The sequence below is a fragment of the Pseudonocardia sp. genome, from assembly GCF_029263155.1.
GTDB lineage: Bacteria > Actinomycetota > Actinomycetes > Mycobacteriales > Pseudonocardiaceae > Pseudonocardia.
Genome location: NZ_JAJCYB010000040.1, coordinates 25,956 through 45,776, shown reverse-complemented (window position 1 = coordinate 45,776; position 19,821 = coordinate 25,956). Strand labels below are relative to the sequence as shown.

The window sequence follows — 19,821 nt, the reverse complement described above, 5'->3', positions numbered from 1 at the left end:
CCCGCATGCTCCGGGAAGATGTGGTCCATGGCTCGGGCGCCCTCGTCGAGTACGGCGTGGAGCTGGTGTCGGTAGACCGTCTCGGTGACGGCTGTGCCGCTGTGTCCGACCAGGCGTGAGATGTCCTCGATGCGGACGTCCGAGGCCGACAGCAGCGACACGAAGCTGTGGCGCAGCTCCAGTGGCGGATCCGAGGGGTACCGGTTCACCCCGACGGTGCCGCTGTCAATGCGCTCGGCGACGGCGGTTCGGGAGGTGGTTGTAGTGATCACTGTCGAAGGCCTTGCGCCAGAGGCCTCCCCCCGGTTCGTCGATCCGATGGTGGTGATCTGCGAGCACGACGTCGTCGGCAGCCGCGGTCCCGTGCTGTTCGGGCGACAGTGTCGCCAGCCAGGCCTCCGCCGCCGCGGCCATGCGCGCGGCCGCAGCACCACCACCGACCGATCAGGGCCGGGCGTGCCGCACCGGGCGCCCGGCCGCCACGGCGAGCAGCGCGGCCAGCCCCGCGTAGACCGTGAGGACCACCGGCGGTGACGCGTACTGAGTGGCCACGCCCAGCCCCAGCACCGGCAGGGTGAGCCCGAGGTAGGCGGTCAGGAACAGCCCGGCCACGGCCTCGGCCCGCTTCTCCGGCGCGGCGCCGGTGGCGACGACGCGCACCGCGCCGGAGAACATCAGCCCGACCCCGGCCCCGACGGCGACCTCACCGGCCAGGAACAGCGGCAACGACGGCCACCACGCGGCGGCCACCACGACCGCCAGCCCGACGGGGACGGCCGCGGTACCGAGCAGGCCCGCCCACCGTCCCGACGGGTCCCGCACCAGCGCCTGGACGATCGCGGCGGTGCCGAACGTGGCCGTCGTCGAGAGACCGCCGAGGGTGTGCGAGGTGGAGCCGAGCGTCGCCCCGACGAAGGCGGAACCGAGGGCGGCGAACAGCCCGAAGAGGGCGAAGGCCACGAACGCCGCCACCGCGGCCGCGGCGAACTGCCGCCGCAGCCCGGGGGGTACGGCGGCGCGCTGGGGCCGGTACGGGGGCCGCGGGTCGGGTCGGCGGACCGTCTCGGGCACCAGCGCCAGCAGCGCCGCCGCGACCAGCAGCGCCACCAGGTGCACCACGTAGGGCAGGTGCAGCGGCCACGGCGCGAGGTCGGCCAGCACCCCCGCGACGAGCGGCCCGAGGCCGAGCCCGCCCAGATTGGCGGCGGTGCCGACCACCGCGGCCCGCCGCCCGCCGCGGCCCGGCCGGGCCGCGGCGTCCAGCTCGGCGAGGGCGGCCACCCCGGTGGAGGTGATCATCCCGACCGCGACGCCGGAGAGCAGTCGCGCCAGAATCAGCCCCGGCAACTCCGGCCAGACGGTGAACACCGCGGCCGACGCCGCCGCGGTGACCAGCGCGGCGAGCAGCAGCCGGCGCCGGCCCAGCTGGTCGGACAGGTGCCCGACCATGAACAGGCTGCCGAGGACTCCCACCGCGTAGGCGGCGAACACGATCGTGACGGTGACGGAGGAGAACCCGTAGGCCTGCTGGTAGAGCGGGTAGAGCGGGGACGGCGCGGTGCCCAGCGACATCACCGCGGTGAAGGCGGCGGCGACGATCCAGAATCCCGCGGCGCTGCGCCGCAGGTCGAGTACCGGTCGCTCGAGCACTAGGCCACCCTGCGACGGGTCAGCGCCGTGCACATCGCCTCGAAGCTCACGAGGTTGTGCCCGGCGAGGAAGACGTCGACGTGCGGCAGCGCGGCCGCCATCCCCCGCTGCAGCGGCCGGTAGCGCGGATCGCCCTTGAGCGGGTTGAGCCAGACCACCCGGTGCGCGCGGCGGGAGAGGTCCCGCATCGCCGAGCCGAGCGTCTCGGGGTCGTCGCGGTCGAGCCCGTCGGAGCACATGACGACCATCGCGCCGCGGACCGCGGCGTGCCCGCCGAAGCGGTCGACGAGGTCGCGCACCGCGGTGCCGAGCAGCGTGCCGCCGTCCCAGTCGTCGACCTCCCGGCCGATGCGGCGCAGCGCGGCGTCGACCGAGGTGCGCCGCAGCGACCCGGTGATCCGCGTGAGCTGGACGCCGATGGTGAAGACCTCGACGCGGTGCCCGGCGTGCAGCATGGCGTGGCCGAAGCGCAGCAGCGCCAGCGCGTAGGGACCCATCGAACCGGACACGTCGATCACCAGCGTGAGGGGGCGCTCGCGGGAGGGCACGCGGCGGCGGGGCAGCCGCATCGGCTCGCCGTCGGTGCGCAGCGACGCGCGCAGCAGCCCCCGGACGTTCAGGTGCGGCCCGGTCGGGGCGGGGCGGCGGCGCCGGCCGCGGCGGCGCGGGAGCTCGGGGCGCAGGTCGCGGAGCAGGGCGGCGGCCCGGCGGCGTTCGTCGGCGTCCATGTGCGCGAAGGACTTGACCTTGAGCAGCCGGATGTCGCTCGGCACCACCCTGGCCTCGTCGGCCTCCTGCTCCGGCTCGCCGGGCCGCGCGGTCGGGGTGCCGGGGGCACCGGCCTCCCGGTCCACCGCGACCAGCGGCCGGTCGCGCGGCGGCGCCGGCAGGCCGTGGTCGTCGTCGGAGGGCGGGCCGAAGAACTCGGCGAACGCCGCCGTGTAGATCGGATACTGCTCGCGCTGGTTGGCCAGCACCACACGACCGGCCCAGTACAGCTCGCGCAGGCCGACCTGCCCGAGCAGGTGCAGCGCCCCGTAGAACGCGGTCGTCTGCTCGGGGCCGATCGCCAGGCCGCGGCGGCGCAGCAGCGCGGCGAACTCCACGCAGGTCCGCCCGGTGACCTCGATGGGCTCGGCGCTCACGAGGTCGAGGGGACCACGAGATCGATCTTCTCGGTCACCAGCTGCTGGTCGTCGACGTCCTTGATCAACGCGCTGAGGGTGGCGGCGGCGATCTCCCGGGAGAGCGTGGCGACCCCGACCATGTGCAGCGCGCCGGCCCAGTCGATCGACTCCCCGACACCGGGGGAGTTGCCCAGCCCCAGGCCGCGGATCCGGTGCACGGCCCCGGCCACCTGCCGGGCCAGCGCCTCGGGGACCTCCGGCGCGCGGACCCGCAGGATCTCGAACTCGCGCTCGGCGTCGGGATGCGACACCCAGTGGTAGAGGCAGCGCCGGCGCAGCGCGTTGTGCAGGTCGCGGGTGCGGTTGGACGTGAGCACCACCAGCGGCGGCGACGGCGCCACGATGCGCCCGACCTCGGGGATGGTCACGGCGAAGTCCGAGAGCAGCTCGAGCAGGAACGCCTCGAACTCGTCGTCGGCGCGGTCGAGCTCGTCGATGAGCAGCACGGCCCGGTCGCCCGCCTCGAGCGCCTCGAGCAGCGGCCGGGAGAGCAGGTAGTCGCGGGTGAAGACGTCGGCGGCCCTGGCGTCCTCCGACCCGCGGACGGCGAGCAGCTGGCGGCCGTAGTGCCAGTCGTAGAGCGCCTGGCTGGTGTCGATGCCCTCGTAGCACTGCAGCCGGATCAGGTCGCGGCCCAGCAGCGCGGCCAGCGCCTTGGCGATCTCGGTCTTGCCGACGCCGTTCTCGCCCTCGAGCAGCAGCGGGCGGTTCAACCCCAGCGCGAGGTGGGTCGCCATCGACAGGGCGTCGTCGGCGAGGTAGCCGACCTCACCGAGCCGCGTGCGGAGCTCGGCGGGCGAGGTGAACGGGTGCGCCATGAATGGTCCTCACTTGGTCCGACCCGGCCCCGGACGGGAAGGGGTCCGTCCGGGGCCGGGTCGCGATCGGTGCGCCCGGGGGCGCTTCTCAGCGGCGCGCGATGGAGTCCTGCACGGTGGCCACGATCTCCGACGGCTTCACCGGGAGCTCGCGGACGCGCATGCCGTACTCCCGCAGGGCGTCGTCGATGGCCGCGGACACCACCGACGGGGTGACCATGCGGCCGCCCTCGCCGCCGCCCTTGATGCCGTACTCGGTGAACGGAGACGGGGTCTCGACGTGCCCGATCCGGAACGGCGGGACCTCGTTGGCGGTCGGGACGAGGTAGTCCAGGAACGTGGAGGACGTGAACTGCCCCTCCTCGTCGTAGGCCAGCTCCTCGTACAGCGTGGAGCCCAGCCCCTGCGCCGCACCGCCCGTGACGTGCCCGCCCAGGCTCTTCGGGTTCACCACGGTGCCGGCGTCGTGCACCGCGACGTAGTCGAGGAACGAGGTCTGCCCGGTGTCCGGGTCGACCTCCATGACCGCGATGTGGCACGCGTGGCCCATGATCGGGTAGAAGACGCCGAGGTCCGTGCGGTCCGCCGAGGGCAGCGTCGTGTACGGGTGGTCGTAGGTGTAGGCCTCCTCCAGCCCGCTCGTCATGCCCGGGGGCAGGTTGAGTGCGAAGAAGTAGGCCGACGCCGCCAGCTCCGGCAGGCCGAGCGACCGCTCCGGCGCCCCCACGACCTGCACCCGCGCGTCGACGAGCTCCAGGTCCTCCGCCGACACCTCGAGCGTGTGCGCGGCGATGTCGATGAGCTTCTTCTTGAGCTTGCGCGCCGCACCGCGGACCGCGCCCGCGACCATCACGGTGTAGCGGCTGCCGCCGGGGCCGGTGCCCGGCAGGGCGCGGGCGGTGTCGGCGTAGCTGACGTTGACCGTGTTCGGCTCGATGCCGAACTCCTCGGCCACGATCGTCGTGCTCACCGTCTCGGGGCTGTTGCCCCACATGGCCTGGCAGTGCAGCAGCAGCTGGAACGCACCCGTGGGGTCGATCGTGATCGTCGCGCTCTCGGGGCTCGACGTGATCGGGAAGGCCGGCTCGTCGAACCAGAACCAGAACTCGGTGGAGGAGAAGACCGAGCGCTCCTGGGTGGTGGCCAGGCCGATCCCGATGTAGCGGCCCTCCTCCTCGCGCAAGCGCGCCTTCTCCTGGCGCCAGTACGCGAGGTCGATCATCCCGAGGGCCGTGTCCAGCACCTTCGGGTAGTCGCCGCTGTCGTACAGGTTCCCGCCGGGGATCTTGTACGGGAACTGCTCGGGCTGGATGAAGTTGCGCCGCCGGATCTCCTCCGGGAGCAGCCCCAGCTCCTGCGCCGCCTTGTCGATCAGCCGCTCCAGCACCCAGTTGTGCACCTCGGAGCCGAACCCGCGGTAGGCGCCCTGCTGGCACTTGTTGGTCAGCGCCGCGCGCAGCCGGTACCTCAGGTCCCGGAACGTGTACGGGCCCACGGCCTGGGAGAAGGCGTTGCCGTGCGTGCCGACCCCGAACTGCAGGTAGGCGCCGTAGTCGTCGACCACGTCGATGTCGAGGCCGGTGATGATGCCCTCGGACGTGAAGCCCATCTTCGCGTCGTAGTAGCGGTCCGACGCGTGGTGGTCGGAGTTCATCAGGTGGTCGAGACGGTCCTCGACATAGGACACCGGGCGGCCGGTGCGCAGCGCCAGGAAGCCCGCGAGCGTGGGCACCTTGTGCGCGGTGAACTTGCTGCCGAAGCTGCCGCCTGCCGGGACGGGCCGCATCGTCAGCTTGTTCGACGGGATCTTCAGCGCGGTGGCCACGAGGAACTGCAGGTAGCTGAAGTTCAGCGAGTTGCAGTGGATCTCCAGGACGCCGTTGAGACCGACCCGCGCGACCGCGCCGCTGGTCTCCATCGGCATGCCGGCCGAGCGGCCCCAGTGCAGCGTGTCCTCGACGACCAGGTCCGCGCGCCCCAGCGCCTCGGAGATGTCGCCGAACTCGAAGGTCCGCTCGTAGCCCAGGTTGGTGCCGTGCTCGTCGTGCAGCACGGCCGACCCCGGCTCCAGCGCCTTCATCGGGTCGGTGACCGCGGGCAGGTCCTCGAACTCGACGACGAGCGCCTCGACGCCGTCCTCGGCGATGTAGCGGTCCTCCGCGACGACGGCCGCGACGGCCTCGCCGACGTAGCGCACCTTGTCGACGGCGATCGGATACTGCGGGATCGTCGGCGGCCCGAAGTTCATGCACGGGTTCATGTGCTTCGTGACGTCCTCACCGGTGAGGACGGCGATCACGCCGGGGATCTTCAGCGCCTCGGTCGCGTCGACCGAGACGATCCTCGCGTGCGGCACCGGGCTGCGCAGGATCGCGGCGTGCGTCAGCCCCTGCATCTTCAGGTCGGCGATGTAGCCGCCGCGCCCGACCAGCAGCCGCGGGTCCTCGACCCGCTTGCGGTCCGAGCCGATGTAGGTGTACGCGGGCTTCTCGTTCGCCTCGCCGTCCGTGACAGCGGTCATGGTCAGGCCTCCTTCGCACACGTGCCGGAGTTGCCGCAGCGGAGCTTCCGGCCGGCGTTCTGGACCGCGTTGATGATGTTCTGGTAGCCCGTGCAGCGGCACAGGATCCCGGAGATCTCGTTGCGCACCTCGTCGTCGGAGCGCTCCACGCCGTCGGCGAGGATCTCCTTGGTGCGCAGCACCATCGCCGGGGTGCAGAACCCGCACTGCAGGCCCTGCTCCTCGGCGAACGCCTCCTGGATCGGGTGCAGGGCGTCCTGGTCCGCGGACAGGCTCTCCACGGTCTCGACCTCGTGGCCGACGGCCTGCACGGCGAGCATCAGGCAGGACCGCACGGAGCCGCCGTCGAGCAGCACCGTGCAGCAGCCGCACACGCCGTGCTCGCAGCCCAGGTGCACGCTGACCAGGTCGAGATCGTCGCGCAGGAAGTCGGCGAGCGTCTGGCGGGTCGGGACCACGCGGGTGACCTCGCGGCCGTTGACGCGCAGGGTCACCGCACGGGTGTCGGAGTCGTACGTGCTGTGGTTCTCGGTGGTCGTCACGACCCGTTCCTCTCGACGGCGGCGGCGTTGCCGACCGCGGCGGTGATCGCCCGCTTCACCACGGTGACGGCCAGGTGCCTGCGGTAGGTGCCGGTGGCGTGCATGTCGTCGGCGGCGCTGACGGTGTCGCCGACGGCCGCTGCGGCCGCGGCGACGGCCTCGGCGGTGGTCGGCCCGCCGACCAGCGCGTCCTGCACGGCGGTGGCGCGGACCGGGGTGCCGGAGATGCCGGCGACGCCGACGGCGGCCGAGGCGACGTGGCCCTGCGCGTCCAGCGTGACCACGGCCGCGGCGGCGGCGAGGGCGAAGTCGCCCTGCCGGCGTGCGTGCTCCACGAACGCGGAACCGGCCGCGGCGGGTGTGACCGGGAAGCGCACCGCGACGACGAGCTCGTCGGGCGCGCAGGAGTTGGTCATGAAGCCCTCGAAGAACTCGCGGGCGGGGACCTCGCGACGACCGGCGGTGCCCTGCACGACGACGGTGGCGTCGAGGGTGACCGCCGCGCACGGCAGCTCGGCGGCCGCGTCGGCGTGCGCGAGGCTGCCGCCGACCGTGCCGCGGTGGCGGTTCTCGATGTGGCCGATGTAGGGCACGACCAGGCCGAGCAGCGGGACGGCCGCGGCCACGGCCGGGTCGGTCTCCAGCACCGACTGCCGGACGCCGGCGCCGATCTCGAGGACGTCGCCGTCCCGGGTGATCTGCTGCAGACCGGTGATCCGGTTGATGTCGATGAGGACCTCGGGGTTGGCCAGCCGCATGTTGAGCATCGGCATCAGGCTCTGCCCACCGGCCAGTACCAGCGAGTCGTGGCCGTAGCGGCTCTTGAGCGCCACCGCCTCCTCGACCGAGTCGGGGTCGCAATACATGAACTTCGGAGGCTTCATCGCCCGTCCTGCCTGTCCGTGGGGGAGATCCTGGTGTTCCTGCCGGTCGAGGGAGCCGGCGGCCGCAGGGTCAGGCCGACCCTACGCCGTCGTACCGGCCCGTCTGTTGTGTGGAGACACAGTTGCGGTGCGTGTGGGTGTGGATCCACCCATGGAGCCGCGGTCACTGGTCCGGCCCGTAGAGGCCGAACCGCAGCGAGCGGTCCGCGGGGTCCGCCGTGCTGTCCACCTGGTACTTGCGGCCCATCTCCCGCACCCGCTCCAGCAGGCTGCGGCCCAGCTCCAGGCGGCCGGGCTCCCACGTCGCCAGCGCCGTCGTGACGTCGCCATCGGCCGCGCGCAGCGCATCGGCCAGGGCCCACGCGTCGGCCGCCGCCTTCGCCGTGCCGGCCGCGGCGTGCGGCCGCGCGGCGAACCCGGCGTCGCCCATGATCGCGACCCGGCCGAAGGCCATCCGCGGCACCTCGACGTCGAGCACCGGCTGGATGAACGGCTCGGCGGTCCGCGCCACGAGCTCGGCCGCGGCCGGGGGCAGCTGCTCCTGCGCGGCGGCACGCAGCTCGGTGACGTAGCGGTCCTGGACCTGGCCCGGGTGCACCGACACGGGCGAGGGGAAGCCGCGCTTGTCGGTGAGGAGCTCGTCGAGCCGGGGACCCTCGGGCACGTTGCGGTACCAGACGTAGTTGAGCTCACGCTCGCCCGCGGCCAGCGCGCCGCCCCTGCCCGGGATCGGGTACATGCAGATGTGCGTGTTCGGGGCGATCGCGTAGGCCAGCGAGTCGCTGAGCAGCGCGTGCGTGGCCGCGCTCACCTCGGTCTCGGGCACCGTGCCGCGCCAGCCCACGTACCCGGAGTACTGCGGAACCACCTCGGGCAGCAGCCGGCGCCGGCCCGTGGACGAGATGCCGTCCGCGAAGACCACCAGGTCGGCGCGCTCCTCGCGGCCGCTGACGAACCGCAGGTCCACACCGTCCGCGTCCTGGTCCAGGCCCGCGCAGTGCTCGCCGAGGTGGTAGTGGTCGGTGCCGAAGTCGGCCAGCAGCGCCGTGTAGGTCGTCGTCCACGACGTGAACCGCCAGCTGCTCGGCTCGTCGAAGACGATCTCGTCCCCGGCGCCGATGTAGCGCAGGTGCGACGACCCGGTGCTCACCTTGTCGACGGCGCCGGTGCCCCCGTGCTCGCGGAACCAGCGCACGGTGTCGGGCTGCAGCACGATCCCCGCGCCGCGGCCGTCGAGCAGCTCGGGGGACCGCTCGAACACGTCCACCCGCATACCGAGCTCGCGCAGCACGAGCGCGGCGGTGAGCCCGCCCATCGAGCCGCCGACCACGATCACCCGTGGCTGGTCGTCGGTCATGGCACGTCCTCTCGGTCCTGTTCTGCCGAGCGTTCCCCACGTGGACGGTCCGGAGCACTGTGTCAGTAGCCAGCCGGTGCGAATTCTGCTGTGGTTCCACACAGTGGCATGCTGCCAAGCATGACGACGGAAACCCGCCACGACGAGGTTCGCCGCTGGCTGGCCGGTGTCGGCACCATCGCCGCGGCGGTGAACGCGCCGGTGGAGCTGCCCGCGCTGCTGGACCTGATCGCGGCCACCGCGTGCGAGCTCACCGGGTACGAGGCCGGCGGCGTGCTCCTGGCCGACGACAACGAGCACGCGCTCTACATCTCCGGTTCGCACGGGCTCTCGGCCGAGTACGTCGCGCGGGTCAACGCCGAGCACACCATCAAGCTCGGCTCCGGGCCGCTGAGCGCGGGGCCCTCGAGCCGGGCGTTCCGCACGGCCGAGCCGGTCGCGATCTCCGACCTGTCCGAGGACCCGTCGTTCGCCCCGTGGGTTGCGGCCGCCCTCGAGTACGGCTACCGCGCGATCGTCGCCGTCCCGCTGCTGGTCGGCGGCAGGCCCGCGGGCACGCTGAACTGCTATCGCACCGGCGTGCACCCCTTCGGCACCGACGAGATCGACCTGCTCAAGACCCTCGCCAACCAGGCCGGCATCGCCCTGGAGACGGCCCGGCTGCGCGACCACGAACGCCGCACGATCGACGACCTCGAACGGCTCAACCGGTCACTGACCGCGCAGCACCGGCTCCTGGAGCAGGCCGAGCAGATCCACCACGAGCTCACCGCCGTCGCACTGCGGGCCGGCGGCGTGCAGGCCGTCGCCGACGCACTGGCCCGGCTGCTCGCCCGACCCGTCCTCGTAGCCGACCCTGCTGGTCAGCCGCTGGCCAACGCCCAGCACCGTGGCGTGCTGCTCGACCCGGCGCCGATCGCGGTGGCGGCGGCCGACGACGCGGCCGCGACGCTGCTGGACTCGCCCACCGGCGACCTGATGACGGCACCGGTCGTGCTCGGGGGCGAGCTCGTCGCCCGGCTCTGGCTGCCCGGCCCGGTGGCGGACCTGGGCCCGCTCGACCGGCGCGCGGTGGAGCACGCCGCCGTCGTCTGCGCGCTGGAGCTGCTGCGCCAGCGCACCGCGCTCGAGGTGGAGTGGAGGCTCCGCGGCGACGTGCTCAGCGACCTGCTGGCCGGCGGCGCCTCGGCGGCGCTCGGCGCGCGGGCCGAGTCGCTCGGGCACGACCTCACCCGCCCGCACTCGGTACTGGTGGTGAAGGCCGACCGCCCCGACGGGCCGATGCACCGGATGGGCGGGCCGAGCGGTGTCCGGCGCCTGCTGGGCGTCGCCCAGGTCACCGCGGACGGTCCGGGACCGCGGCCGCTCGTCACGAGCTGGGGTGACCACGTGGTGGTGCTGTGGCCGGAGGGCAGACCCGGGCCGCGGGCCGACCCGGTGGATGCGGCCGAGGCCATCCGGCAGGCGGCGCAGCGCGCGTTCGACGGCGCCACCGCGTCCGCCGTCGTGGGCCGCCGCTGCACCGCGCTGTCCGACTACGCCACCGCGTTCCGGATCGCACGGGGCGCGCTCGAGCTGGCGCAGCTGCGCGGCGGACTCAACCGGACGTTCACGGTGCCCGACCTCGGTGTGTACGGGCTGCTGCTGCAGCTGGAGGATCCGCACGAACTCGTCCGCTTCGCCGACGGGGTGCTCGCGCCCCTGCGCCGCCACGACGACCACCGGGACATGTCACTGGTCGCCACCCTGCGCACCTACCTGGAGCACGGCACGAGCACCAGCCGCACCGCGGCGGCGTTGTACCTGCACCCGAACACCGTCGGGTTGCGCCTGCGGCGCATCGAGGAGCTGATCGGTGTGCGCCTGGCCGACCCCGAGGCCCTGTTGCAGTTCACGGCGGCGTTCATGGCAGAGGACGTGACGGGATCCGCCTGGGGCTCGTCGTCACCCGCCCCCGACGGCGGGCCGCCGCCGGGCACCGCACGGGCATCGGCGTCGGGAGCCGGCCGGGCGCGTGGCAGGCGAGGCAGGAAGACCCGAGGGAACCGGTCGGTGTAGGCGGCGTCGACGCAGCGCTGCAGGAGCGGGTGGCGGTCGTGCCTGTCACCCGTGGCTGCGGCTGACGGGATCAAGGAGCGGTGCTCTCGCCACCACCGCTGGTGGGCGACATCGACCACTGCTGATGGATGGACGCGTGGTCCGTCGTGGTCTCCACGTGGTCGGTGGAGCGCGACTCGAAACGCCTCTCCGTACTCGGCCGTTTGCCGCCTCGGCGACGGCCGGTTGATGGCCGGCCCGGGCCGGCCGGCTGCACCACCCCGCCACCGGAGGACCGACGACGTGAGCCGGCTACCGGCGCCCCCGCCCACCGGCTTCGCCCGGGTCCGGGGTGCGCGTGAGAACAACCTGCGCGACGTGGACGTGGACGTGCCCCGTGACGCCCTGGTCGTGTTCACCGGGGTGTCGGGGTCGGGCAAGTCGTCGCTCGCGTTCGGGACGATCTACGCCGAGGCCCAGCGGCGCTACTTCGAGTCCGTCGCCCCCTACGCGCGGCGCCTGATCGCGCAGCTCGGGGCGCCGAAGGTCCCCGACGTCACCGGCCTCCGGCCGTCGCACTCCAGCAGCGGCACGGCGCCCCGACGTCGCGGTCGACCGTCGGCACGGTGACGACGCTGTCCAACTCCCTGCGGATGCTGTTCTCCCGGGTCGGGACCTACCCTCCGGGCACCACGCAGCGCCTGGACTCCGACGCGTTCTCGCCGAACACCGCCGCCAGTGCCTGCCCGGAGTGCCACTGGCTGGGCACGGTGTACCGGGTGAGCGAGTCCTCCCTGGTCCCGGACCCGTCGCTGTCCATCCGCGAGGGGGCGATCGCGGCCTGGCCGGGCCGGGTGGTCGAGCGGCTCTACGGCAACTCCGGCGAGCTCAACGACGCCGGGCAGTCGTCGTACTACGGCAAGGTCGGCGGGGTGATCGTCACCGGCAACGAGGACGGCATCAAGCACGTCGCGATGAACGTCCTCTACTCGCTGCAGCACCTGGGCTACACGATCCCGCCGCAGGCCGACGCCGGGTGGATCGGCGAGGCCGGGCCGGACCCGAGCTACCTCGACGAGGGCTCCGGCGGTCCGCAGAACGACTTCACCCGGCGCAACACCACGATCATGACGTGGAACCTGATGCACGTCGCCGCGATGCTGCGCGCGGCCGGCGGCATCCCGTCGCGCGGCAACGACCGGAACGCCTGGGCGGCCGGGGCCCGGTTCGACCACCCCAACCCGGAGTGCCGGTAGCTCGCGATCAGCCGGCATCGTCAGGGTCGGCCAGGGAGCGGCTGAAGATCCGCAGCCGGTGCAGGGCGAGGTCGTCGACGTCGCGGGAGCCGGAGCGCAGCGCCTGCTTGATGGCCTGGTAGGTCCGGGCCTGCAGGCCGCAGCGGCGGCACTCCTCGAGGTGCTCGGCGACCCGCGCGGCGGTGAGATCGTCGGCCTCGCCGTCGAGATAGCGCTGCAGCACGCGGGAGGTGCGCAGGCAGCGGGCCATCTCGGACAACGACATCATGGTCACGGTCGGCTCCGGTGGGGGACGAGCCCGGCGGCCACCAGGCGGGTGCGGATGCGGGCGCGGGCGCGGTGCAGTCGGCTCATCACGGTGCCCCGGGGGATTCCGAGGGTGAGGGCGGCCTCGGCGTAGGTGAGGCCGTCGACGTCGACGAGCTGGACCACCGTGCGGTGCATGGTGGGCAGCGCGGCGAGGGCGTCGGCGACGACGGCCTCGAACTGGGCGTCGACCACGATGTCCTCGGCGCTGCGGGCGTCACCGCCGCGGTCGAGGCGCCCGGTCTCCTGCTCGTCGTCGTGCAGGAGTGCCGGGATGCGGGTGCGGGCGCGGTTGCGGTGGGTGTTGCGCAGGATGGTCAGCAGCCAGGCGCGGGGATGGGCGCCGTCGAAGCGGTCGATGGCGCGGTAGGCGCGTACGAGGGTGTCCTGGACGAGGTCCTCGGCATCGGCGGGCTGGCCGGCCATCGTCAGGGCCACCCGGTAGAGGACCGGGACCTCGGGTTCGACGTAGCGGGCGAACGCGGTCGCGGACGAGCGACGGCCCGGGTCGGGCGTCGTGGCCGCGTGGTCGTTCACGGGGTCGGAACCCCGAGCGGCCCGCCGCGATTCCCCTCCCGGGAATCCGGCGCCGGACCACCGGTCCTCCTCAGATCGACTGTCCCGGTAGCACCCGGGAACGGGGTAGCCATGCGGCGAGTGCACGGTCTGGCCGTTGAACTCGGCGCGCACCCGGCGCGGGAACGGTTCGAAGAACAGCCGGCGCCCGGGCTGTCGAGGCGGTAGTTCACGGTGTCGGAAGCCGGTGACGGGGTCGCCTCCCGGGGCCGGTGCGGGTCGGTCAGGAGACGGCTGGAGAGCCACCGGCGGGCGATCGCGGGGTGTCGGGCGAGCAGGTCCTCGAAGTCCGGGGGGCTCAGCTGCAGGCAGGTGACGGCGTCGACGGCGCGGGCCGCGTAGGGCAGGGGCAGCCCGAGTAGTAGCGGGATGTCGCCCTCGACGTCGCCGGGGCGGAGCACCCCGACGACGACTCGGTTGCGGCTGGAGGTGACGCTGAGCTCGACGTGGCCCGATCGGATGATCCACACGCCCGGGGTCGCGGACGGTGGCGTCGGCGGTCACCGAGCCGGCGCGGACGGTCCGCAGCGCTCGGGTCAGCGGCCATCTGCACCACCGCACCGACCTCAGAACGGCGGGTCGTCGGGGAGTTCGGGGCGGGGCGCCGGGGGTGGCGGGCGGGGTGGCTCGACCCGGTGGTGGGGCTGCAGGATCGGGCCCTCGATGCGGCGGGTGGGAACGTCGAAGTGTGGTCCCAGGTCGACCGGCTGCGGGTCGGGCAGGTCGGGCAGCAGGAACTCCCCGCGTGTGGTGTATCTGCCGCCCAGTGGGCTGTGCCAGACGAACACGCCGGGTTCGGGTTGGGTGAGTGTCCAGCCGCCGCGGTGTTTGACGTCGTGGTCGTGGTTGCACAGCGGGCCGGTGTTGGTGGTGGTGGTGTCGCCGTCGGCGGCGTGTTCGTGGGTGTGGTCGGTGTCGGTGGCGTGGGCGCGGCGGCGGCATCCGGGGAACCGGCAGGTGCGGTCGCGGATCTCGGTGTGGCGGCGCAGTGCGGCGTGGGGGAGCCGGTCGCCGCGGCGGGCGTCGAGGTCGGTGAGGTGGGCGTCGCGGCGGGCGTGTTGGGCGGCGATGTCGGCGATCACGCCGGCCCATGCGCCGGACCCGTCCTCGGCCGGCTGTGCCAGGAGCGCCGCGGGGATGTGGATCTCCACGATGCCGCCGGTCGGCCCGTGGCGGTGGACGGGGTGTTCCCCGACCGTGTGGGGTCGGCGGCGGGTGATGCCCTCGGACAGCAGCCGGCCGGTGTCGTCGGTGACGGCGAAGCGCCACTGCGCCCGGCGTTGCAGCGCGACGCGGGCGCGGGTGGCGGGGGCGGGCAGCAGCCCGAGGCCGGGGATCTCGCCGGGGAGCTCGTCGTGGCCGAGCAGGGTGGACAGCGCCACCCGCACCTCGATACCGGTGGCCGCTGCTCCGGTCGCGGCCGCGTCCGTCCCGCCGGACGGTGCGGCAGCGGCTGCGGCGGTGCCTGGGCCGCCGGTCGGGGCGGGACCGGTGCCGGAGGCGGGTCGGTCGTCCCCGGTTGCGGCTGTGGGCCCGCCGTCGGGCCGGTACTGCTTGATCAGTGCGGCGACGACCTGGGCGGTGGTCATGGCGTGGAAGCGGCCGTCGAGCAGGCCGAGGAACAGGTCGCAGCGGATCTGCCCGATCAGGCCGGGGTGCCCGGCGCGTTTCGCGCTGGCGGCGAGGTCCTGGACGCGGGTGCAGGCGGCTTCGGCGTCGTCGGCGGGCAGGCCGTGGGCGGTCATGGCGACGGTGCCGTCGTGGTCTGTGATCGCGGTGACGTTGCGTTCGCGGATGCCCTTGCGGTACCAGCGTTCCGCGGCGGCGGGGTCGACGGCCAGGACCATGCGGCGCAGCAGCACGGCGAGCTGTCCGGTGGTGCGGGTCGGGGCCAGCGGGACGGCCTTGGCGCAGATCGCGGTGATCTGGTCGCGGGTGAGGCCGGTGAGGTAGCGGTCGAACACCAGCACCCGCGGCCGGTCCACGACTCCGGCGAGCCACGCCGCGTGCAGCTGGGGCATCGTGTGCACGACGGTCTCGGCGAGGTCGTGTTCCCACTCGGCGGACCGGCGGGTCCAGCGCAGGGCCGCGCGGGTCTCCTCCGGGGCGTAGCGCTGCGGGGCGGCGAGGCGCGCCACCTCGCCCGGCTCGGGGGAGCCGGTGCAGCGGCCGACCTCGGCCACGACGGCGGCCGTCCGGGCCTGTTCGTGGCACAGCTGGCGGTGCTGGGCGGCGAGGACCTCGAGCATCCGGTCGTTGGGCACCGCCGAGAGCTGCACGACCTCGAGCGCGGCGGCCAGCCCCGGACCGGGCGGCAGGGCCGCCAGGTCGGGAAGGTCGACCGTCGTGTGCATGGCTCGATCATACGTTCGATAACGGAGCGAATCAGCAGGTCAGCGGCGGATGGTCGCTCACCTTCGACGAACGGTACGGCGAGCGCGGCGCTACACCGACCCCACTGCTGGAGCCGTCCGCAGGATCGCCGCCACCGGCCCCCGCCGCGCCGGTGGCGGCGTGCTCTGGTCGAGCTCGCGTGCCGGCGAGGGCGCGGGCCTCACCGGCCGAGCGCGTCGGCGACCGCCACGGTGACCAGGCCGTACGCCAGGTGCGGCAGCAGGTCGCTCACCCAGGAGTCGGGGGTCCACTCCCGCACGTCGGTGACACCGGTCGCGGCCATCGGGCCGGTGGTGGCCACGTTGGCCGCCACCCCCACCAGCGCGCCCCGGGCCACCGCGGGCAACCCGCCGAGACCGGGCCGGGCCAGGCCGTAGACCGCTCCGGTCGCGAGCCCGGCGGCGATGCCCATCAGCGCGCCCAGGCCGGAGCGCCGGTTGCCGGCCGCGGCGCTGTCCGGGCCGTCCGCGGCGAGGGAGACCCCGGTGGCGTCCTCGGCCACGTGCACCGTGTCCTCGGGGGTGGTGCTGGACGGACGGGCTCGAACGACCATGTCCGCGAAGGTCACGGCGTTGAGCGCGGTGGTACCGGCCGCGCCGGCGGCGATTCCGGCGAGCAGTCTGGTCACGGCCATCGTGTCTCCCTCGTGTTCGGGCGGGTGCGGGTGTCGGCGGATCCTCCTGGTGGTTCCCGGCGTGGCGCGTCCCAATCACGGAGACGGGGGTAGATCACGGCCGTCGCCGGGTACCTGCGCGCATGGCTGCTCCGGAGCACACTCCACCCATGACCGAGCTCGCGAGGGTCGACGCCTGGTGGCGGGCGGCGAACTACCTGTCGGTCGGCCAGATCTACCTGATGGACAACCCGCTGTTGCGCGAGCCGCTGCGGGCCGAGCACGTCAAGCCCCGGCTGCTCGGGCACTGGGGCACCACACCCGGTCTGACGTTCGTGTGGGCCCACCTCAACCGCGTCATCGCCCGCGACGGGCGCGACGTGCTGTTCGTCGCGGGGCCGGGTCACGGCGGGCCCGCGGTCGTGGCCACCGCGTGGCTGGAGGGCACCTACTCGGAGCGGTTCGCCGACGTCCCCCGCGACGCCGAGGGCATGGAACGGCTGTTCCGGCAGTTCTCGTTCCCGGGCGGCATCCCCAGCCACGCCGCGCCGGAGACACCCGGCTCGATCCACGAGGGCGGTGAGCTCGGCTACGCCCTCGCCCACGCCTACGGGGCCGTGTTCGACAACCCGGACCTGCTGGTCGCGTGCGTGGTCGGCGACGGCGAGTTCGAGACCGGCGCGCTGGCCGGGAGCTGGCAGTCGAACAAGTTCGCCCACCCCGTGCACGACGGCACGGTGCTGCCCGTCGTGCACCTCAACGGCTACAAGATCGCGAACTCGACGGTGCCCGCCCGCATCCCGGAGCGGGAGCTGCTCGCGCAGCTGGAGGGCCACGGGCACCGGCCGTACGTGCTGGAGGGCGGGTTCCCCGACTCGGACGGCAGGGCCGAGGACCCGATGGCGGTGCACGCCCGGATGGCGCAGGTGCTCGACGAGATCACCGCCGAGATCGACCGCATCCGCACGCGGGCGGCGCGGCAGCTGGAGGCGGGACGGGACGTGGAGCGCCCGGCGTGGCCCGCGCTGGTGCTGCGCACGCCGAAGGGCTGGACCGGCCCGCGGGAGGTCGACGGCGCGCCGGTGGAGGGTACGTTCCGCGCGCACCAGGTGCCCCTGGCCGAGGTACGCACCGACGGCGGGCATCGCGCCCAGCTGGAGGAGTGGCTGCGCTCCTACCGCCCCGACGAGCTCTTCGACGACGGCGGGCGGCCGCGCCCCGAGATCGCCGCCGCGGCGCCTGCGGGGGACCGGCGGATGAGCGCCACCCCGCACGCCAACGGGGGCCTGCTGCTGCGCGACCTGCGGCTGCCCGCGTTCACCGACTTCGCCGTCGAGGTGCCGGCCCCGGGATCCGGCGCGGCGAGCGCCACCGGCACGCTCGGCGGCTGGCTGGCCGAGGTGGTGCGTCGCAACCCCGACAACTTCCGCGTCGTCGGCCCGGACGAGACCGCGTCCAACCGGCTGCAGGGGATCTTCGAGGCCACCGACCGCCAGTTCACCGGCGAGATCCGCGCGGGCGACGAGCACACCGCGCGGGCCGGTCGGGTGCTGGAGGTGCTCAACGAGCAGCTGTGCCAGGGCTGGCTGGAGGGCTACCTGCTCACCGGCCGGCACGGCCTGTTCAACTGCTACGAGGCGTTCGTGCACATCGTCGACTCGATGTTCAACCAGCACGCCAAGTGGATCGACGCCTGCCGGCACATCCCGTGGCGGCGCCCGATCGCGTCGCTGAACTACCTGCTCACCAGCCACGTGTGGCGCCAGGACCACAACGGCTTCTCCCACCAGGACCCCGGGTTCATCGACCACGTGCTCAACAAGAAGCCCGAGATCGTGCGGGTGTACCTGCCGCCGGACGCGAACACGCTGCTGTCGGTCTACGACCACTGCCTGCGCACCCGCGACTGCGTCAACGTCGTGGTGGCCGGCAAGAACCCCGCCCCGCAGTGGCTGACGGCGGACGAGGCGATCGCACACTGCGCGCGGGGGATCGGCGTGTGGGACTGGGCCTCGTCGGACCGGGGCACCGAGCCCGACGTGGTGCTCGGCTGCGCGGGCGACGTGCCGACCCTGGAGGTGCTCGCCGCGGTGACGCTGCTGCGCGAGCACCTGCCGCAGCTGCGGGTGCGGGTGGTCAACGTGGTGGACCTGATGCGGCTGCAGGACGAGCGCGAGCACCCGCACGGCCTGTCCGACCGCGACTTCGACGGCCTGTTCACCACGGACAAGCCGGTGATCTTCGCCTACCACGGCTACCCGTGGCTGATCCATCGCCTGACCTACCGCCGTACCAACCACCGCAACATCCACGTGCGCGGCTACAAGGAGGAGGGCACCACCACCACGCCGTTCGACATGGTGATGCTCAACGACCTCGACCGGTTCCACCTCGCCGTCGACGTGATCGACCGCGTTCCCGAGCTGGGGGTGCGGCACGCCGCGCTGCGCCAGTTCCTGCTCGACGAGCGGCTGCGCTGCCGCCGGCACACCCGCGATCACGGGCAGGACGCCCCGGACGTCCTGGGCTGGACGTGGTCGGCGTGAGGGTCCTGGTCGTCAACGCCGGGTCGTCGTCGGTGAAGCTGTCGCTGCTCGAGGGCGACACCACGGTGCACGCCGACTCGGTGGCGCCCGGCGACGCGCGCGATGCGCTCGCGACGCTGCTGGAGAGCGACCCCGCACCGGACGCGGTCGGCCACCGGGTGGTGCACGGGGGGCTCGACTTCACCGGTCCCACCGTGGTCGACGACGACGTGCTGGAACGCATCGCCGCTCTGCGCACCCTCGCGCCGCTGCACCAGGAGCCCTCGGTCGCGGCGTTGCGGCAGGCCCGGGAGACCCGCCCCGGCATCGCGCAGGTGGCGTGCTTCGACACCGCCTTCCACGCGACGCTGCCGGTGGCCGCACACACCTACGCGGTGCCCGAGCGCTGGCGCGACGAGCTCGGGGTGCGCCGCTACGGGTTCCACGGGCTCGCGCACGAGTGGGCGTCCCGCCGCGCGGCGGAGCTGGTGGACCGCCCGCTCGACGAGCTGCGCATCGTCACCGCCCACCTCGGGTCGGGCGCGTCGCTGTGCGCGGTGGAACGGGGCCGCTCGGTGGACACCACGATGGGGTTCACCCCGACCGCGGGGCTGGTGATGGGCAGCCGCTGCGGTGACCTGGACCCGGCCGTCCCGCTGTGGCTGGTGGCCCGCGGCATCGAGCCCGACGAGATCGCCGAGGCCCTGGACCGGCACAGCGGCCTGCTCGCCCTGGCCGGGGACGCCGACACCGCCGCGGTCGCCCGTACTGCGGCCGACGGGGACCGGCGGGCGGTTGCCGCACTGGACGTGTGGGCGCACCGCGCCCGCGCCCACGTCGCGGCCATGGCTACGGCGATGGGTGGGGTCGACGTGCTCGCCTTCAGCGGCGGCGTCGGGGAGCACCTGCCCGCGCTGCGGGCGCTGGCCGTGGAGCGGCTGTCGTTCCTCGGGCTCGCGCTGGACCCGGACCGCAACGGCGCCGCCCGGGGCGGGGACGCCGACATCGGCGCGGCCGCAGCGGCGGCGAGGGCGGTCGTCGTCGCGGCGCGGGAGGACCTCGTGATCGCCGAGCAGGTCCGGGCGGTGCTCGGGTCGCCGCCCGCCGCGTGATCGGCGCCCGGGCACGCCGAGCCGGCGGGGTTCGCAGCCGGCG

General features: G+C 73.7%; 17 protein-coding genes. 5 read left to right on the top strand and 12 right to left on the bottom strand.

All coding sequences use genetic code 11. The features are described from left to right. Positions 1-444: 444 nt before the first annotated feature. The 7 genes from Q1K26_RS07055 to Q1K26_RS07025 form a co-directional block, all read right to left on the bottom strand. Positions 445-1,650: an MFS transporter gene (locus tag Q1K26_RS07055; RefSeq protein WP_300008657.1), complete on the bottom strand. Its 1,206-nt coding sequence runs from the start codon at positions 1,648-1,650 to the stop codon at positions 445-447. After that, positions 1,650-2,795 carry a VWA domain-containing protein gene (locus Q1K26_RS07050; RefSeq protein ID WP_300008656.1) on the bottom strand — a complete coding sequence of 382 codons (1,146 nt, stop codon included), beginning with the start codon at positions 2,793-2,795 and terminating at the stop codon, positions 1,650-1,652. The genes Q1K26_RS07055 and Q1K26_RS07050 overlap by 1 nt, the downstream gene beginning before the upstream one ends. Further along, positions 2,792-3,655, bottom strand: coding sequence for a MoxR family ATPase (locus tag Q1K26_RS07045; RefSeq protein ID WP_300008654.1), 864 nt, complete (start codon positions 3,653-3,655; stop codon positions 2,792-2,794). The genes Q1K26_RS07050 and Q1K26_RS07045 overlap by 4 nt, the downstream gene beginning before the upstream one ends. Positions 3,656-3,743: 88 nt before the next feature. Next, on the bottom strand, positions 3,744-6,176 hold the full coding sequence (locus tag Q1K26_RS07040) for a xanthine dehydrogenase family protein molybdopterin-binding subunit (protein ID WP_300008652.1): 2,433 nt from the start codon (positions 6,174-6,176) through the stop codon (positions 3,744-3,746). A gap of 2 nt (positions 6,177-6,178) precedes the next feature. Beyond that, entirely contained in the window at positions 6,179-6,718 is a 540-nt protein-coding gene (locus tag Q1K26_RS07035) for a (2Fe-2S)-binding protein (RefSeq protein WP_300008650.1), read from the bottom strand. Further along, positions 6,715-7,602, bottom strand: coding sequence for an FAD binding domain-containing protein (locus Q1K26_RS07030; RefSeq protein ID WP_300008648.1), 888 nt, complete (start codon positions 7,600-7,602; stop codon positions 6,715-6,717). The genes Q1K26_RS07035 and Q1K26_RS07030 overlap by 4 nt, the downstream gene beginning before the upstream one ends. A 163-nt stretch (positions 7,603-7,765) precedes the next feature. Continuing rightward, positions 7,766-8,959 carry an FAD binding domain-containing protein gene (locus Q1K26_RS07025; protein WP_300008646.1) on the bottom strand — a complete coding sequence of 398 codons (1,194 nt, stop codon included), beginning with the start codon at positions 8,957-8,959 and terminating at the stop codon, positions 7,766-7,768. Positions 8,960-9,079: 120 nt separating this feature from the next. Here Q1K26_RS07025 and Q1K26_RS07020 point away from each other — a divergent pair, with 120 nt between their 5' ends. From Q1K26_RS07020 to Q1K26_RS07010, 3 genes are all read left to right on the top strand, one after another. Next, a complete protein-coding gene (locus Q1K26_RS07020; RefSeq protein WP_300008645.1) occupies positions 9,080-11,017 on the top strand; it encodes a GAF domain-containing protein in 1,938 nt (645 codons plus the stop codon). Positions 11,018-11,299: 282 nt separating this feature from the next. Beyond that, the gene (locus Q1K26_RS07015) at positions 11,300-11,626 is read left to right on the top strand and encodes a hypothetical protein (protein WP_300008643.1); all 327 of its coding nucleotides are present in this window, start codon (positions 11,300-11,302) and stop codon (positions 11,624-11,626) included. Then, positions 11,623-12,252 carry a hypothetical protein gene (locus Q1K26_RS07010; protein ID WP_300008641.1) on the top strand — a complete coding sequence of 210 codons (630 nt, stop codon included), beginning with the start codon at positions 11,623-11,625 and terminating at the stop codon, positions 12,250-12,252. The genes Q1K26_RS07015 and Q1K26_RS07010 overlap by 4 nt, the downstream gene beginning before the upstream one ends. Before the next feature lie 7 nt (positions 12,253-12,259). Here the strand turns inward: Q1K26_RS07010 and Q1K26_RS07005 are convergent, their stop codons facing one another. The 5 genes from Q1K26_RS07005 to Q1K26_RS06985 form a co-directional block, all read right to left on the bottom strand. Then, positions 12,260-12,517: a zf-HC2 domain-containing protein gene (locus tag Q1K26_RS07005; RefSeq protein WP_300008639.1), complete on the bottom strand. Its 258-nt coding sequence runs from the start codon at positions 12,515-12,517 to the stop codon at positions 12,260-12,262. Between the two features lie 5 nt (positions 12,518-12,522). Then, positions 12,523-13,095, bottom strand: coding sequence for a sigma-70 family RNA polymerase sigma factor (locus Q1K26_RS07000; protein ID WP_300008637.1), 573 nt, complete (start codon positions 13,093-13,095; stop codon positions 12,523-12,525). Continuing rightward, a complete protein-coding gene (locus Q1K26_RS06995) occupies positions 13,092-13,604 on the bottom strand; it encodes a cyclic nucleotide-binding domain-containing protein (RefSeq protein ID WP_300008635.1) in 513 nt (170 codons plus the stop codon). Before Q1K26_RS06995 ends, Q1K26_RS07000 begins: the two co-directional genes overlap by 4 nt. Before the next feature lie 96 nt (positions 13,605-13,700). Next, positions 13,701-15,488: a hypothetical protein gene (locus Q1K26_RS06990; RefSeq protein ID WP_300008633.1), complete on the bottom strand. Its 1,788-nt coding sequence runs from the start codon at positions 15,486-15,488 to the stop codon at positions 13,701-13,703. Positions 15,489-15,688: 200 nt separating this feature from the next. Beyond that, positions 15,689-16,162 (bottom strand): hypothetical protein, encoded by a 474-nt coding sequence (locus Q1K26_RS06985; protein WP_300008632.1) that lies wholly within the window; start codon positions 16,160-16,162, stop codon positions 15,689-15,691. A gap of 149 nt (positions 16,163-16,311) precedes the next feature. Here Q1K26_RS06985 and Q1K26_RS06980 point away from each other — a divergent pair, with 149 nt between their 5' ends. Both Q1K26_RS06980 and Q1K26_RS06975 read left to right on the top strand, forming a co-directional pair. Next, entirely contained in the window at positions 16,312-18,687 is a 2,376-nt protein-coding gene (locus Q1K26_RS06980; RefSeq protein ID WP_300008630.1) for a phosphoketolase family protein, read from the top strand. Next, positions 18,684-19,778 carry an acetate/propionate family kinase gene (locus Q1K26_RS06975; protein ID WP_300008629.1) on the top strand — a complete coding sequence of 365 codons (1,095 nt, stop codon included), beginning with the start codon at positions 18,684-18,686 and terminating at the stop codon, positions 19,776-19,778. The genes Q1K26_RS06980 and Q1K26_RS06975 overlap by 4 nt, the downstream gene beginning before the upstream one ends. Positions 19,779-19,821: the final 43 nt, after the last annotated feature.

What these genes read in the sequence shown, in the direction of transcription:
- Q1K26_RS07030 (WP_300008648.1), bottom strand. Translation starts at nt 7,602, where the DNA reads ATGAAGCCTCCGAAGTTCATGTATTGCGACCCCGACTCGGTCGAGGAG.
- Q1K26_RS07040 (WP_300008652.1), bottom strand. Translation starts at nt 6,176, where the DNA reads ATGACCGCTGTCACGGACGGCGAGGCGAACGAGAAGCCCGCGTACACC.
- Q1K26_RS07020 (WP_300008645.1), top strand. Translation starts at nt 9,080, where the DNA reads ATGACGACGGAAACCCGCCACGACGAGGTTCGCCGCTGGCTGGCCGGT.
- Q1K26_RS06980 (WP_300008630.1), top strand. Translation starts at nt 16,312, where the DNA reads ATGACCGAGCTCGCGAGGGTCGACGCCTGGTGGCGGGCGGCGAACTAC.
- Q1K26_RS07005 (WP_300008639.1), bottom strand. Translation starts at nt 12,517, where the DNA reads ATGTCGTTGTCCGAGATGGCCCGCTGCCTGCGCACCTCCCGCGTGCTG.
- Q1K26_RS07025 (WP_300008646.1), bottom strand. Translation starts at nt 8,959, where the DNA reads ATGACCGACGACCAGCCACGGGTGATCGTGGTCGGCGGCTCGATGGGC.
- Q1K26_RS06985 (WP_300008632.1), bottom strand. Translation starts at nt 16,162, where the DNA reads ATGGCCGTGACCAGACTGCTCGCCGGAATCGCCGCCGGCGCGGCCGGT.
- Q1K26_RS06990 (WP_300008633.1), bottom strand. Translation starts at nt 15,488, where the DNA reads ATGCACACGACGGTCGACCTTCCCGACCTGGCGGCCCTGCCGCCCGGT.
- Q1K26_RS07045 (WP_300008654.1), bottom strand. Translation starts at nt 3,655, where the DNA reads ATGGCGCACCCGTTCACCTCGCCCGCCGAGCTCCGCACGCGGCTCGGT.